16 protein-coding genes and 2 pseudogenes are annotated in these 14,604 nt (G+C 71.6%); 8 read left to right on the top strand and 10 right to left on the bottom strand.

Translation table 11 applies throughout. The features are described 5' to 3' along the window. Both dnaJ and hrcA read right to left on the bottom strand, forming a co-directional pair. A pseudogene (gene dnaJ / locus Athai_RS06460) lies at positions 1-1,142 on the bottom strand (molecular chaperone DnaJ). A gap of 81 nt (positions 1,143-1,223) precedes the next feature. Next, complete coding sequence (gene hrcA / locus Athai_RS06455) at positions 1,224-2,249, bottom strand: heat-inducible transcriptional repressor HrcA (protein WP_203960638.1); 1,026 nt, start codon at positions 2,247-2,249, stop codon at positions 1,224-1,226. 319 nt (positions 2,250-2,568) lie between these two features. Between hrcA and Athai_RS06450 the strand changes: the two genes are divergently transcribed. Both Athai_RS06450 and Athai_RS06445 read left to right on the top strand, forming a co-directional pair. Further along, a complete protein-coding gene (locus Athai_RS06450; protein ID WP_203960637.1) occupies positions 2,569-3,756 on the top strand; it encodes a hypothetical protein in 1,188 nt (395 codons plus the stop codon). A gap of 109 nt (positions 3,757-3,865) precedes the next feature. Then, a complete protein-coding gene (locus Athai_RS06445) occupies positions 3,866-4,258 on the top strand; it encodes a DUF4870 domain-containing protein (RefSeq protein WP_203960636.1) in 393 nt (130 codons plus the stop codon). A gap of 53 nt (positions 4,259-4,311) precedes the next feature. Here the strand turns inward: Athai_RS06445 and Athai_RS06440 are convergent, their stop codons facing one another. From Athai_RS06440 to hemW, 3 genes and pseudogenes are all read right to left on the bottom strand, one after another. Then, entirely contained in the window at positions 4,312-4,509 is a 198-nt protein-coding gene (locus Athai_RS06440; protein WP_203960635.1) for a DUF397 domain-containing protein, read from the bottom strand. A 15-nt stretch (positions 4,510-4,524) separates the two neighbouring features. Further along, on the bottom strand, positions 4,525-5,067 hold the full coding sequence (locus tag Athai_RS06435; RefSeq protein WP_203960634.1) for a DUF5753 domain-containing protein: 543 nt from the start codon (positions 5,065-5,067) through the stop codon (positions 4,525-4,527). A gap of 142 nt (positions 5,068-5,209) precedes the next feature. Further along, positions 5,210-6,441: pseudogene (hemW, locus tag Athai_RS06430) on the bottom strand (radical SAM family heme chaperone HemW). Between the two features lie 17 nt (positions 6,442-6,458). Here hemW and Athai_RS06425 point away from each other — a divergent pair. Further along, positions 6,459-7,244, top strand: a complete 786-nt coding sequence (locus Athai_RS06425) for an enoyl-CoA hydratase-related protein (protein WP_239156755.1) — start codon at positions 6,459-6,461, stop codon at positions 7,242-7,244. A gap of 175 nt (positions 7,245-7,419) precedes the next feature. Here Athai_RS06425 and Athai_RS06420 read toward each other — a convergent pair whose 3' ends face one another. After that, positions 7,420-7,881, bottom strand: a complete 462-nt coding sequence (locus tag Athai_RS06420; RefSeq protein ID WP_203960633.1) for an SRPBCC family protein — start codon at positions 7,879-7,881, stop codon at positions 7,420-7,422. Between Athai_RS06420 and Athai_RS06415 the strand changes: the two genes are divergently transcribed. The 4 genes from Athai_RS06415 to Athai_RS06400 all read left to right on the top strand — a co-directional run bounded on the left by Athai_RS06415 (position 7,783) and on the right by Athai_RS06400 (position 10,351). Beyond that, the gene (locus Athai_RS06415; protein WP_203966715.1) at positions 7,783-8,019 is read left to right on the top strand and encodes a hypothetical protein; all 237 of its coding nucleotides are present in this window, start codon (positions 7,783-7,785) and stop codon (positions 8,017-8,019) included. The two genes, Athai_RS06420 and Athai_RS06415, sit on opposite strands and share 99 nt — an antisense overlap. A 170-nt stretch (positions 8,020-8,189) precedes the next feature. After that, positions 8,190-8,621, top strand: coding sequence for a putative quinol monooxygenase (locus Athai_RS06410; RefSeq protein ID WP_203960632.1), 432 nt, complete (start codon positions 8,190-8,192; stop codon positions 8,619-8,621). A 391-nt stretch (positions 8,622-9,012) separates the two neighbouring features. Continuing rightward, the gene (locus Athai_RS06405; protein WP_203960631.1) at positions 9,013-9,873 is read left to right on the top strand and encodes a hypothetical protein; all 861 of its coding nucleotides are present in this window, start codon (positions 9,013-9,015) and stop codon (positions 9,871-9,873) included. A 67-nt stretch (positions 9,874-9,940) separates the two neighbouring features. Then, a complete protein-coding gene (locus Athai_RS06400; protein ID WP_203960630.1) occupies positions 9,941-10,351 on the top strand; it encodes a cytidine deaminase family protein in 411 nt (136 codons plus the stop codon). A 109-nt stretch (positions 10,352-10,460) separates the two neighbouring features. Here Athai_RS06400 and Athai_RS06395 read toward each other — a convergent pair whose 3' ends face one another. After that, positions 10,461-11,027: a TetR/AcrR family transcriptional regulator gene (locus Athai_RS06395; RefSeq protein ID WP_203960629.1), complete on the bottom strand. Its 567-nt coding sequence runs from the start codon at positions 11,025-11,027 to the stop codon at positions 10,461-10,463. Positions 11,028-11,127: 100 nt separating this feature from the next. Here Athai_RS06395 and Athai_RS06390 point away from each other — a divergent pair, with 100 nt between their 5' ends. Next, positions 11,128-12,000 (top strand): NmrA/HSCARG family protein, encoded by an 873-nt coding sequence (locus Athai_RS06390; protein ID WP_203960628.1) that lies wholly within the window; start codon positions 11,128-11,130, stop codon positions 11,998-12,000. A gap of 103 nt (positions 12,001-12,103) precedes the next feature. Here Athai_RS06390 and Athai_RS06385 read toward each other — a convergent pair whose 3' ends face one another. The 3 genes from Athai_RS06385 to Athai_RS06375 all read right to left on the bottom strand — a co-directional run bounded on the left by Athai_RS06385 (position 12,104) and on the right by Athai_RS06375 (position 14,528). After that, complete coding sequence (locus Athai_RS06385) at positions 12,104-12,763, bottom strand: class I SAM-dependent methyltransferase (protein WP_203960627.1); 660 nt, start codon at positions 12,761-12,763, stop codon at positions 12,104-12,106. A 19-nt stretch (positions 12,764-12,782) separates the two neighbouring features. Beyond that, entirely contained in the window at positions 12,783-13,802 is a 1,020-nt protein-coding gene (locus Athai_RS06380) for a coiled-coil domain-containing protein (RefSeq protein ID WP_203960626.1), read from the bottom strand. Positions 13,803-13,982: 180 nt separating this feature from the next. Next, positions 13,983-14,528: a dihydrofolate reductase family protein gene (locus Athai_RS06375; RefSeq protein WP_203960625.1), complete on the bottom strand. Its 546-nt coding sequence runs from the start codon at positions 14,526-14,528 to the stop codon at positions 13,983-13,985. Between the last annotated feature and the right edge of the window lie 76 nt (positions 14,529-14,604).

Genomic DNA, 14,604 nt, shown 5'->3' with positions numbered 1-14,604 from the left:
TCAGGCGTGCCCGTTGAACGCGTCGCGCATCCGGGAGAAGAAACCGCCGCCCGGCCGGGCCGGTTCGATGGTCTCCTCGCCGCGCAGCTTGGACAGCTCCTTGAGCAGCTTCTCCTGCTCCGCGTCGAGCCGGGTCGGCGTCTTGACGTCGAGGTGGACGAACAGGTCACCGCGGCCGCCGCCACGCAACCGCGGCACGCCCTTGTTCTTGATCTTGATGGTGGCGCCGGGCTGGGTGCCGGGCTTGACCTCGACGTTCTCCTCGCCGTCCAGCGACTTGAGGGTCATCTGGGTGCCCAGCGCCGCCGCGGTCATCGGCAGCACGACGCGGCAGTGCAGGTCCTCGCCCTTGCGGCTGAACACGTCGTGGGCGCGCTCGTGGATCTCCACGTACAGGTCGCCGGGTGGGCCGCCGCCCGGGCCGACCTCACCCTGGCCGGCGAGGCGGATGCGCATCCCGTCCTCGATACCGGCCGGGATCTTGACCGTGACGGTGCGGCGGGTCTGCACCCGGCCGTCACCGCCGCAGGTGGGGCACGGGTTCGGGATGACGGTGCCGAAGCCCTGACAGTTGCCGCACGGGCGGGTGGTCATCACCTGGCCGAGGAAGGTGCGCTGCACGCTCTGCACCTCGCCCGAGCCGCCGCACATGTCGCAGGTGGCCGGGTGGGTACCGGGTGCGGTGCCCTCGCCGTGGCAGGTCTCGCAGACCGCGGCGGTGTCCACGGTCAGCGGCGCCTCGATGCCGAACGCGGTCTCCTCCAGATCGAGGTCGAGCCGGATCAGCGCGTCGGAGCCGGGCCGGGTACGCGGCCGGGGGCCGCGGCCCGCGCCGCCGGCGGCACCGCCGAAGAACGCGTCCATGATGTCCTGGAAGCCGACGAACGGTCCGCCCGGACCGCCGGGGCCGGGCCCGCCGCCGCCGGGGCGAGGGGGTCGGCGCCCATGTCGACCATCTGCCGCTTCTGCGGGTCGGAGAGCACCTCGTAGGCGGCGTTGATCTCCTTGAACCGCTCCTGCGCGTCCGGCTCGGAGTTGACGTCCGGGTGGTACTGGCGCGCAAGCTTCCGGTACGCCCGCTTGATCTCGTCCGGCGTGGCCTCGCGGCCCACGCCGAGGATCGCGTAGTAGTCCTTGGCCACTGCGGTGTCCTGTGTCCTTCGTGTCGTCTCGGTAGGCCGGCCCGATGTGCGGCGGCCTGGTTTCGCGCCAGCGTTCGCCGGCTAGTTCTGCGCCAGCAGTTCGCCGACGTAGCGTGCCACGGCGCGGACCGCCGCGATCGTGCCGGGGTAGTCCATCCGGGTCGGGCCGAGCACGCCCAGACCACCCACGACGATGGCGCCCGGGCCGTAGCCGGTGCTCACCACCGAGGTGGTGCGCAGCCCCTCGAACTCGTTCTCGTCGCCGATCCGGATGCGCAGCGTGGTCGGCGATTCCACCTCGCCGATCAGCTTCAGCAGCACGACCTCCTCCTCCAGCGCCTCCAGCACGCCGCGGAACGAGCCGGGAAAGTCCAGCGCGGTGCCGCGGGCGAGGTTGGCGGTGCCGGCGAGCGAGATGCGCTCCTCCCGCCGCTCGACCAGGGTGTCCAGCAGCACGTTGGACAGCGTGGCCATCGCCGAGCGCATCTCCGGCGGCGCCTCGCCGACCAGCGTCTCGATCAGCACCGGGCTGTCGGACAGCAGGCACCCGGCCAGTTTGTCGTTGATCTTGGCACGGAGGTCGAGCACGTCGTCCTCGCTCAGCGGGCCGGGCAGGTCGACCAGCCGCTGCTCCACCCGACCGGTGTTGGTGATCATCACCAGCATCAACCGGGTCGGGGTGAGCATCACCAGCTCCAGGTGCCGCACGGTGCTGCGGGCCAGGCTCGGGTACTGCACGACGGCGACCTGGCGGGTCAGCTGAGCGAGCAGCCGCACCGTGCGGTGCACGATGTCGTCCAGGTCGACCGCACCGGACAGCAGCCGCTGGATCGCCCGCCGCTCGGCCGGCGACAGCGGCTTGACCGTCGACAGCCGGTCGACGAACAGCCGGTACCCCTTGTCGGTGGGCACCCGGCCGGCGCTGGTGTGCGGCTGGTGGATGTACCCCTCGTCCTCCAGCGCCGCCATGTCATTACGCACCGTGGCGGAAGAGACGCGAAGCTGGTGCCGCTCGACGAGGCTCTTGCTGCCGACCGGCTCCTGAGTGGCGATGTAGTCCTCGACGATGGCGCGAAGAACCTCCAACTTGCGCTCATCGAGACTCACACCGACCACCTCCCTCGCAACCCGGGCCGCACCCCGGCCACTCGACACTGGCACTCCAGAGCAACGAGTGCCAGTCTACGACCCTGAGCCGGCCGCCCGCTCCTACCGGAACGTCACATCCCGGCACGCAAGATCGCCCGACGAAGCTGGCCCGTAGCACCGTGTCCGAAGTCGGGGAGCAGGCAGAGCAGGTAGCGAACGCCCCGGGTGCACTTCGCCCCGGCACACCCGGCATCGGATGAATTCCGCCTTGCGGTGCCATACCACGCTGCTGGCTGCTTCCTTTGCTAACTTCTAACCCTTTGAGTGCTTCGTCAACATGGATTACGAGGTAGACGCGATGGTCGGCTCACCGAAGGTGCGGGCAGTCGTTCTCTCGCTGGCTTTGACGGCCGGCCTTACGGGCTGCTCCTCCGGCCACGGCACGCCTGGGCCGGGGCCGGGCGAAGGCAGTCAGGCCCGGAGCTCCTCGACGGCCAAGGGCCGGGCCGACTTTTCCCAGCGGGACATGGTCGTCACGGCACGCTGCTCGACGGGCGACAGCGGCGGGACGGTCGTCACCGTCGACGGTTGGAATCCACAGAGCCTGACGAAGAAGGCACACGCCGAGTTCCGACTGCCGGACACCGTGCTCACCAAGGTCGACGGGGTCCGGCCCGGCACCGCGTTGGAAGACCTGTGCGCGCCGACGAACCTGACCGACAACGACGACATCCTCGCGGTCAGATCGCTCTTCGACCGGGACTTCACCAAATTGGCCGTGGTCATCCAGGATCCAGAGAGCAAGGCGACACACGTCGGCTACGTCGACCGCTCAGGCAAGCTCACCGACCTGACCGGGCAGGAGGATTTCGGAACCACGCCACACGAGGACAACGCCGCCATGGCACCGGACGGAAGCGCGGTGTGGTTCACCAAGGAGGTCGACGACAAGAACTACGTTGCGCGCCGAGCACTCGCCGGAGACCACAAGGTAGCCGACCAGCAGTCGGTGGAGTTCGTCGGTGAACGCCACGTCTTCGTGGTCGGAACGCCGGACACGGCGGTGTTGGGCAACAGCGCCCGACTCTCGCCGGACGGAAGGCGCCTGCTGACCGAGGGCGGCCTGCTGGACCTCTCCGACCACCGCCGCTTCATCGGACCCGACGCGATCGAGCAGGCACCGCCCCTGTACTGCGACAAGAAGACCAGGAGTGGCGGCGCGATCGGCTGGATCGACAACGACACGGTGCTGTGTACCTCGGGGTTCTCCGGTCAGCGGTTCTCGACGCTCGACCTCACCCCGGACGCCAAGCTCAGCGCGCCCATCCTGCCCAGCAACGATCACAAGAACTTCGTCCTGGGGATCTCACCAGACGGGCAGCGGTTCGCATTCCTCTCCGTCAAGGAAACCGAGCGGCACTACTTCGTCTCCGACCTGAAGCCGGGCTCCACGCCGAAGAAGATCGAGCCGAGCGGGGAGTTTGCGAACATGCTCGACGCCCTCTTCTTCCTCGACTGGCGCTGACGTCCGACCACCGGACTCCGGCCCGGTGGTCGCTCGTGCCCGATCGGTTACCTCGATCGGGACGGCCGGGGCGATACCGCACCACCGGGCAGTTGCGTACCGTGTGCGCATGACCGGACCATCCCCCGCCCCGCCCGGCTACCACGACACCGAAGAACGCAACTGGGCCGTGCTGACCCACGCCCTCGCCGCCGTCGGCATCTTCTTCGGCGGCCTGCTCGGTTGGGTGGCCCCCTTGGTCACCCTGCTGACCAAGGGCGAGACGTCGACGACGCTGCGCGCCCATGCCGTCTCCGCCCTCAACTTCAACATCACCTGGGCGGTGGTCGACCTGGCCGCGATCGTCATCGCCACCTGCGCCGGGTTCGTCCACCTGTGGCCGCTGCCCTGGGTGCTGCGGCTGATCCCGGTGGTGCCGTTCGTGTTCAACATCATCGCCCTGGTCAAGGCCAACAGCGGTGAGTGCTACCGCCACCCGCTGTCCTATCCCTTGATCAAGTAACCGACGAACGACGGCCGGTCCCGTCGGGACCGGCCGTCGTTCGTCGACGCGGCTCAGCCGTCCAGCCGTCCAGCCTTCACCAAGCCAGCGAACGCGAACGCCGCCGGACTCGCCACCAGGACCGGCCCCCGCGGGTCCTTGCTGTCCCGCACGGCGACGATGTCGGCCAGGTTGCCGGCCACCTCGACGCAGTTACCGCCGTTGCCGCCGCTGCGGCTGCTCTTGCGCCACATGGCGTCGGACAGATCCATCTCACATCTCCTTCGCTACGGCGGTGATGAAGGCCCTCGACCGCACCGAGTCGAGTGCTCGTTGCTGCAGATCTCGCATGACGAAGTTGTACTGGTCAGCTCCTTTGGTTTCTCCAGGTAGAGGGCACCAGTTGGAGACTCCAGGTACACGACATCAGGCTCCTGCCGGTGCGGGAATCCCAGTACGACGAACGTACCCATCATGCCGGCGTGCTCCGCTTGCGCGAAGGACAGCACTCGCACATCGACGTTGGATAGGTCGGTGGATTCGAGGAGTCGCGCCAGCTGTTTGACCATCACGTCCCGACCACCGACCGGCCGCCGCAGCACCGCCTCGTTCAGGAAAACGTCGAACTGCGGTGCGGCCGGCTCCTCGCGCACCAAGAGAGCCTGCCGGTCCATCCGGAGCGCCACCTGCTGATCGATCTCGTCGTACGACTTGGTGGACGAGACGCGGTAAACAGCCCGGCAGTAATCCTCGACCTGGAGCAGGCCCGGGACCAGCTCAGCGTTGTAGTGACGGATGTGATCAACCGCCGACTCCAGTCCGACATACATCTCGAACCACTCAGGCAGCGCGTCTCCGTAAGAATGCCACCAACCTCCGTGGTCAGTACACCTTGTCACCGCACTAATCCTGCGGCCCGGCGACCAGTGGTGATCGCGCGACAACGCACGGACATCGAGGGTCGACCTCCGGTCAGTCCGGGAGGAGGGCGCGGACGACGGCGTCGGCGAGCAGGCGGCCGTTCAGGGTGAGGACGGCGCGGCCGGCGGCGAGGTCGGTGTCGGCCAGCAGGCCGTCGGCGGCGGCCCGGCGCGCGGCGGCGCGCGCCGGCTCCGGCAGTACGGACAGGTCCAGGCCGGTGCGCAGCCGGGTGGCGAGCAGCACGTCCTCGGTGTGCCGCTCGGCGGCGGTGAGGATCTCCCGGCCCTGGCCCGGGGACAGCCCGGCGGCCAGCCGCTGCGCGTACCGGCTGGGGTGTTTGACGTTCCACCAGCGCACCCCGCCGACGTGGCTGTGCGCGCCGGGGCCCAGGCCCCACCAGTCGCCGCCGGTCCAGTACAGCAGGTTGTGCCGGCAGCGCGCCGCGTCGTTCGCCGCCCAGTTCGACACCTCGTACCAGCTCAGCCCGGCGTCGGTGAGCCGCCGCTCGGCAGCGAGGTAGCGGTCGGCGGCCACGTCGTCGGACGGTGTGGGCAACTCGCCGCGGGCGATGCGGGCGGCGAGCCGGGTGCCGTCCTCGACGATCAGCGAGTATGCCGAGACGTGGTCGACCGCGCCGCCGGCGACCGCGTCGAGCACCGCGTCGAGGCTGCGCGCCCAGTCGTCGGCGGTCTCCCCCGGCGTGCCGTAGATGAGGTCCAGGTTGACGTGCTCGAAGCCCGCCGCGGCGGCCTCCCGGGCGGCGGCCACCGCGCGGCCGGGCGTGTGCCGCCGGTCGAGTACGGCGAGGACGCGCTCGGCGGCCGACTGCATACCCAGCGAGACGCGGGTGAACCCGGCCCGGCGCAGCGCGGCCAGCGACGCCGGCGTCACCGACTCCGGGTTGGCCTCGGTGGTCACCTCGGCGTCCGGCGCCAGCCCGAACGTGGCGTCGATGCCGGCCAGGATCCGGGCCAGCGCCTCGGGCGGCAGCAGGGTGGGGGTGCCGCCACCGAAGAACACCGTCCGTACCGGGGCTGTTCGGCGCCGAGCACCCGGCGGGCCTGGGCGAGCTCGGCCAGTACCAGATCGGGGTAGTCGTCCCGGCTCGCCCCGGGCAGCTGGTCGGCGGTGTAGGTGTTGAAGTCGCAGTAGCCGCACCTGCTGGCGCAGAACGGTACGTGCACGTAGATGCCGAACGGGCGCTGCCGCCGCCCGGCGAGGGCGGCGTCGGGCAGCGCGCCGTCGTCCGGCATCGGTTCTGCGTCCGGGAGAGCTGCGGCCATCCCACTAGTCTGACGCGGTGACCGACGACACCCGACCGCTGGTGCGGTACGCGGTGGCCGATGGTGTGGCCACCCTCACGCTGGACAGCGACACCAACCGCAACGCGCTGTCCCGCCGGCTGATCCGCGAACTGCTCGCCGGCCTCGACCGCGCCCTCGCCGACGAGACGGTACGGGTGCTGGTCCTCGACCATGTGGGCCGGGTGTTCTGCGCCGGTGCCGACCTGGCCGAGACCGCCGCCGCCCGCGAAGCCGGGCAGGTACCGGCCGGCGACCTGCCGGCGCTGCTCGCGGCGCTCTGGGACGCACCGAAACCGGTGGTGGCCCGGGTCGGCGGGGCGGCCCGGGCCGGCGGGCTGGGGCTGATCGCGGCCTGCGACCTGGCGGTCGCCGCGCAGGATGCGACGTTCGCGTTCACCGAGGTACGACTCGGGGTGATCCCGGCGGTGATCTCGGCGCCGGTGCTGCGCCGGCTGCCGTCCCGGGCCGCGGCCGAGCTGTACCTGACCGGCGACACCTTCGACGGTCGCCGCGCCGCGGCGCTGGGGCTGGTCACCGCGGCGGTGCCGGCCGACGAGCTGGACGCCACGGTGCAGCGGTACGTGTCGTCGCTGGTGCGCGGCGCGCCCGGGGCGCTGGCCGGGACGAAGGCGCTGCTGCACGGCGAGACGCCGATCCGGCCCGAGCTGGACGCGCTGGCCGAGCTGTCCGGCAGCTACTTCCTGTCCGCGGAGGGCCGGGAGGGCGTCGCCGCGTTCCGGGAGAAGCGGGCACCCCGGTGGGTACCGACCGGCCCCGGCTGAGCCGTCGAGCCGACCGGGCGGGCGCCGATCCCGATGCGCACCGTCCGCCGGTTGTCCCGGGCGACGAGCCGGACCTCCGGCAACTGCGAGAACCGACGGCCACCCGAACACCCGGTACGGCCGTCCTGAGCGAGCGTCCAGGCGCAGGCAGCCCGCACGGCCGAACGGATATGGATCAGGCCCGCTCGGCGAGGGCGGCGAGCCGATCCAGCGAGGACCGTAGCGCGTCCTGAGTGGTCGCCCGGGCCCGCGGGAGACGCTTCTCGTCCGACAACTCGGTCCAGTCGTAGGTGTGGGTCACCCGGGTGTGTGCAGCGTCGATCGGTTCGAGCTCCCACCGCCACAGGTGCCCCGGAGGTTTGCGGCCCGGCTCGGCCGGCCGCCAGGCGATGCGCCGGCACTCCTCGAACTCCACGACGTGGTTCTCCCGGACGCTGCCGGAGTGGGTGAGAACCGCGGTGAACATCGTTCCCACCGACCGGACCCGCTGTCCGCTGGGTGCCGAGGCGAGATTGTCGTTGCCGTCCCAGCGGGGCTGTTGGGCCGGATCGGCAATCAGTTCGAAGATCGTCTCCGCCGAAGCGGAGACCTCGCGGCCGACGCTGACCACACGCGAAACCTGATCACCACCGAGCATCCGTCCATCGAAGCACACGGCGGCGCACCGAGCGAACTCCGCACCACTCCTGCCCGGCTCCTGACGCAGCTCGCCGAGCTCTACGCCGAGCACACCGACGTCGTCCACCCGTTCGATCCGGACCGGGCGCCACCGTGACGAACCCGCGCAGAGCTGCGGGAACACTTCACTCCGGACGACGCGGACGCCGCAGTCACCCGGCGCGTGACCGACATCACCGTGCACCACACCATCGACGCCGAGGTGATCGTCGCCGAGTTCGCCTACCAGGACACTGTGCCGGGGCGGACCGAGCCACACGTCGTTCCGTGCGTGTTCGTGCTCCGGTCCGCGACGGGCAGCTCGTCGCGTCCCGCGACCACGTCGACCCGATCGCCGCAGTCCACGACGGCACTGCGCAGTTGCCCGCCACCCTCGCCGGGCGGTCGGGTGTCGTGCCGACGTTCACCGTGCACGCCCGGATGACCGCGCTGCCCGGCCGGCGCGACGAGCTCGCCGACCGGGGCCGGGACGCCGCCCGGGCCTGCGGGTCGGGGCTGCTCGGGTACGGCATCAGCGGTGACCGGGGCGATCCGACCACGCTTCTGGTCACGGCGACCTGGACCGACAAGGCGACACACGACCGGGTCACGACGTCGGAACCGGTACGCGCGGCTTCCACGAAGCTCCAGCCGCTGCTGGCCGCACCACCCGACGGCTGCTACGGCGACATCATCCATCAGGGGCGCGGCGCGCACTGAACGCGCCGCGCTGCGCGACTGCCGCGACAACCACGCGGAGGGGCGTGAGGGCGTCGCCGCCTTCCGGGAGAAGCGGGCGCCCCGGTGGGTGCCGACCGGCCGCGGCCGAGCCGACCGGGCAGGCGCCGATCCCGATGCGCACCTTCGCCCGGCCGCCCGAACGACGAGACGCCCCGGCTCGGGCCCGGCGCCGTACCGTTGCCGGCCGGCGGGTGATTTTCGGTATGCCGACGATATCGGCCGGCTTCTAACATCGGTGGCAGGTGGTGGTGGCGGGTCTTCGGTACCGGACTCGGTGCGCGACGGCACCCGGCACAATGAGTACGGGCGGCGCGAGGCAACGCCACCCACGGCTCGCGGGGTCGGCCCCGCTCGGCTCGAAGGAGACGCTGTGCGAGGTCGACTGGTGCTGGCCGGCGCCGTTGCGGTCGCGACCGGCCTGACGATCGCCGCGTGCAGCGGGAAGACCTATCACCCGCCGCTGCTGTCGACCTGCCAGGTGCACACCAGCGACGGGAAGTTCGAGTTGAACCCGGACCAGACCGCGAACGCGGCCACCATCTCGGCGGTCGGGGTGCGTCGGCGGCTGCCCGACCGGGCGATCGTGGTGGCGCTCGCCACCGCGTTGCAGGAGTCCAAGCTGACCAACCTGGAAAGTGGCGACCGCGACTCGATCGGGCTGTTCCAGCAGCGGCCGAGCCAGGGCTGGGGCGAGCCGAAGCAGCTCAAGGACCCGCGGTACGCGGCGGGAGCGTTCTACGACCACCTGGTCACGGTGCCCGGCTGGCAGGACATGACGGTGACCCAGGCGGCGCAGGCGGTGCAGCGCTCGGCCGCGCCCGACGAGTACCAGAAGTGGGCACCGGAGGCGGAGACGGTGGCCAACGCGCTGGTCGGTTCGGCCGGCGGCGCGTTGTCCTGCAGCCTGCACGACGCACCGGCCAAGCGGGGCAGCGCGGCGCGCGACGCGGTGGTCGCCGCGATGCGACTGGACTGGGGTAGCTCGCTGATCACCCGCACCTCCGGCAGTACCGGGCTGACCGTGCCGACCGACGGGCAGCGCTCCGGTTGGCAGTTCGCGCACTGGCTGGTGGCGTACGCGTCGCAGACCGGCATCGAGCAGGTGCAGTACGGCTCGAAGCGCTGGACGGTCGACTCCGGCGAATGGAAGTCGGTCGGCGCCGGGCAGGCCGCCTCCGACACCCCGCCGCCGGTCCAGGTCCAGGTGTACGGGCCGAAGAAGAAGGGCTGACCCGCCAGGTGTCCGGTCGACGGAGGGCCGACGCGCGCCGGCACCGAGCGAGATCGAGAGCGAGACGATGACGACCCCACCTGCCGTCGATCACGAGCTGGTCGAGGCGGCCACGCAGGTCGCGGCCACCCGCTGCCGGGGCGACAACCACACGGTCGCCGCAGCGGTCCGGGCCCGCGACGGGCGGATCATCACCGCGGTGAACGCGTACCACTTCACCGGCGGACCCTGCGCCGAGCTGGTGGCCATCGGTTCGGCGGCCGCCCAGGGCGCCTACGAACTGGAGGCGATCGTGGCGGTCGGCGACCGCGACCGCGGCGTGATCCCGCCATGCGGCCGGTGCCGGCAGGTGCTGCTGGACTACTTCCCCGACATCGTGGTGATCGTCGGCCGTGGCGCGCAGGTCCGCAGCGTCCGGATCGCCGACCTGCTGCCCGAGACCTACGTCTGGGCCGACCACCAGCTCGACGCGGACTGACCGGTCACCAGCGCCGCGCCGGGCGTCGCCGCATCCCGGCGTCGAGGGACGGCGCGTGTCACGCCCCGCGGAATGGTGGCGTGCGGCCACGGCCGCCCGGGAGCCGTTCTCAGACGTCGCCGACGGCCAGGCCGTGCATGAGGTAGTCGAGCAGCCGTTCGGTCAGCGCGCCCGGATCGGCGGCGTGCTCGCTCGCCCAGGCGATGCCGGTGGCGGCCGCGAGCAGGTCCTCGATGGTCGCGTCCGGGCGCACCGTGCCGGCTCGCTGGGCGGCCCGGAGCAGGTCGCCGCCGGCCGCCCGCATCGCGTCACAGCTGTCGTGCAGCCGCGAGTCGCTGTCTCGCAGCGCGGCGAGCACCGACTCGGGCAGCCCGCGGTAGGTCCCGGAGCCGACTGCGACGCGGGCGATCCACCGCAGCAGCGCGGCGCGGGAGTCGGCGTCGGCGGCCAGTTCGTCGGCGTCTCGCCGCAGCCGGTCGAAGCGGTCCGACAGCAGCGCCTCCAGCAGCGCCTCCCGGGTCGGGAAGTGCCGGTACAGGGTGCCGATCCCGACTCCGGCGCGGCGGGCGACCTCGCGCAGCGAGGTGGCGGTGCCGTGCTCGGCGAACGCCTCGCGCGCCACGGCGAGCAACTGGTCGCGGTTGCGCCGGGCGTCCGCGCGCTTCTGGTCGGTCATGCCGGGCAGCCTCCCACATAGACAATCGGAGCACTGCTCCGATACTATCTGGAGCACTGCTCCGAACGGAGCGGTGCTCCAGATCATCCTGGGAGGACGCATGTCCGACAACCTCGTCCTGGTCACCGGCGCCACCGGCAAGCAGGGCGGCGCGACCGCCCGCCAGTTGCTCGCCGCCGGCTGGCGGGTGCGCGCCTTGGTCCGCGACGCCGACAACCCCGCTGCGGCCCGCCTCGCCGCCGCCGGCGCGCAGCTCGCGGTCGGCGACCTGACCGACCCGGACAGCCTGCACCGCGCCGCCGCCGGGGCGTACGGGGTGTTCAGCGTGCAGCCGGCCGCCACCGAACCGCGCCACGACCCGCTGGAGGTACGGATGGGCCGCACCGTCGCCGACGCCGCGGTCGCCGCCGGCGTCGAGCATTTCGTGTACGCCTCCGTCGGTGGTGCCGACCGGAACACCGGGATCGAGCACTGGGAGACGAAGTGGCAGGTCGAGCAGCACATCCGGCGCCTGCCCCTGCCGTACACGATCCTGCGGCCGGTGATGTTCATGGAGAACCACGCCAGCCGGGGGCCGTTCGGCGTCTTCGGGGAGAACGCGCTGATCCGGATGATCACCCCCACCGACACCGTGCAGGTCATCGCGGTCGACGACATCGGCGCGTTCGCCGCGCTCGCGTTCACCCGGCCCGACGAGTACCGCGGGATCGAGCTGGAGATCGCCGGCGACGAGGTGACCGGCGCGCAGCTCGCCGCCGGGATCGAGGCAGCGATCGGACGTCCGGTCGACACCACGCCGCTCCCGCTGCCAGGGCCGGCGCGGGCCGGCGACACCGGCTCGTTCGGCGGCTGGCAGGCCGACATCCCCGCGCTGCGGCGCCGACACCCCGGGCTGATGACGTTCGACACCTGGCTGGACCGGACCGGCGCCGAGCTGTTCGTCCGGGCCGCCAGCGCACACCGCGGCGCTTGACCACCGCGGCGCACCACGGCGGGTGGCCCGCCACGGCAGCGCCGCGGCGGACACCTGGCGGCAGGGGCCGGGGCGTCAGGCGCCGGCGTGACCGCACCGGCCGCTAGCGTGCGTGGGTGGCGCGGAAGGAGAGGACCGTGGGGACCTCGCCGCCGGACTCCAGGAAGCGCTGCACCCGCAGGCCGGTGTCGTGCACCGCGTTGAGCAGCGTCGGCAGCGGATAGTGCACGGCGCCGACCTTGTCCCGCACCCCCTGATCGGTCCACGACTCGGTGGTCCACCGGCCGTCCAGGTACCCGCGGCGCACCACCACGGCGGCCGGGTCGGACCGGTCGGCGAACCCGCCGCAGAAGCACGGATGCACGCCGACGTGCACGAACGCGCCACCCGGCGCCAGCACCCGGGCGATCTCGGCCAGCACCGCCGGATAGTCCGGGAGGTCGGTGTGCGCCATCACCGACAGCACCACCGGCACCGACCCGGTGGCCACCGGCAACCGGGCGGCGTCGGCGCGGGCGGCGGGCAGCCGGCCGGTCGCGTACCGCAGCATCGCGCCCGACAGGTCCACCCCAACGGGTGTGAAGCCCAGCTCCCGTACCGTGCCGGCGTGCACCCCGGTGCCGCAGCAGACCTCCAGGCAGGTACCGGTGCCGGCGCCGAGCAGCGCGCGCAGCGACGCGTCCACGCCGATCGGGTCACCCGGGCCGAGAAACTCGTGCTCGTACCACTCGGCGATCTCGTCGTACGCGGCGCGGGTGGTCATGCCGCCGACGGTACGCGGATCACTGCACGGACAGGTGCACGTGGTTGGTGTGCTCGACCGACGGCGCGCCGGTCGGGTCGTAGTGCTGCCAGCCGACCCCCGGCATCCAGATCTGCCGGTACCAGATGACGTAGAGCACCGCGAGCCGGCCGGAGTTGGCGATGAACCAGGCGGCCAGGTTGTCGCCGTACGTCTTCGCCTCGCCGGTCGCGGCGCCACCGAACCCACCGGAGGTCACCGAGAAGTCGCAGGCGCGGCCCCGCGGATGCTCGCCACCGTCCTCGTTCGCGCGGTAGCAGGACGTGTAGCGGGTGTAGCCGGCCTTGCGCGCCTCCTGGTACGCGTGCAGCATGCGCGGCGTGATGCACCCGTCGGTGGTGGGATCGTCCACCGAGCACGACTCGGGGGGCCAGCTGCCGTCCGGATTGCGCGGCGCCGGGTCGGCCGAGGCGGACTGGCCGCCGTACCCGCTGGAGGAACCGGAGCTGATCTTGTCCACGGCCTTCTGCGCCGCATCCCGGCTCTTCTTCAGGTCGGCGACCTGACTGCGCTGCTTGGCCGCGGTGTCCGCGAGTTCCTGCTGCTGCTTCTTCTGGTCCCGCCGCGCCGCGACCAGCGCGTCGATCTTCCTGGTGTCCTGCCGGCCCAGGTAGGTCAGGGTGTCGGCCATGGCCAGCAGATCGGTGCTGCCCTGCTGGTCCAGGGCGAGCGTGAGCAGGCTGGTCGGGCCCTGCCGGTACCGCACCGCGGCGATCTTGCCGACCTCGTCGGACAGCGTGTCGACGGTGTGGTTGGTCGACGCGATCTTCTTCGTCAGCTGCTTCTGCTTCTTCTTGGTGGCGTCCAGCTTCGCCTTCGCGTTGTTGTACTTGCGTGCCGCGGCGTCGAGCTTCTTGTACACCGAGGAGCTGCCGCCCTCGTCCGGGGCGGCCGTCGCCGGCCCCGGGACCACCAGCACCGCGCCGACGACGGCGAGCACCACCACCATGACCGGCCACCACGCCCGCACACCGCGCGGGACCTCGCGCCGTACCGTCACCTGCCACACCCCCACCGACCACCGCGGTTCGCACCGGCACCACAGGCTACCGGCAGGTGAGTCAACGGCAAAAAGCGATCACCGAGCGTATCGGGGCGAACACATCGAAGCGACGGGATGATCCACAGTGGACGAGAGGAAACCGTCCACTGTGGACCCAAGCGGGGGCCGGGCAGCCCGTCACGGCGCCGTGTAGGTCAGGTGCACCACGCCACTGTCGTACGACTCGCAGCCGGCCAGGGCGAGCTTCGCCGGCCCGGCAGCCTCCGGGAACAGCCGCAGACCGCCACCCAGCGCGAGCGGGAAGACGAACAGGTGCAGCTCGTCGACCAGCCCGTCGGCGAGCATCGCCCGCACCAACCGGCCGCTACCGCTGACATAGATCCCGCCGGCCACCCGGTCCTTGAGCTGCCGGATCGTCTCCGGCCGGTACGGCCCGAGCACCGTCGAGTTGCGCCAGTCGGCGTGCGTCATGGTGCCCGACACCACGTACTTCGGGGTGTCGTTGAAGAACGGCGCACCCGGGTCGTCGTCCGCGGTCCGGGTCGACCAGGCCGGCGCGAAACCCTCGTAGGTGGTGCGGCCCAGCAGGATCGCCTCGCAGTTGGCCATCATCCCGCCGATCGCCTCGCCCATCTTCGGGTCGAACGGGTAGTCCATCGTCCAGGTCGGCTCGGACATGATGCCGTCGATCGTGATGAACTCGTGTACCCCGATGGTCCCCATCGTCGCCCTCCGCGTAGTGGTTGGTTCTGTACACCCGTGTCGACGGCCTGCGGGGCGCGAACTCATCGGTACCCGC

Source organism: Actinocatenispora thailandica (genome assembly GCF_016865425.1).
GTDB lineage: Bacteria > Actinomycetota > Actinomycetes > Mycobacteriales > Micromonosporaceae > Actinocatenispora > Actinocatenispora thailandica.
Note: the sequence above shows the minus strand (reverse complement) of the source record. Positions and strands in the feature narration are given on the sequence as shown.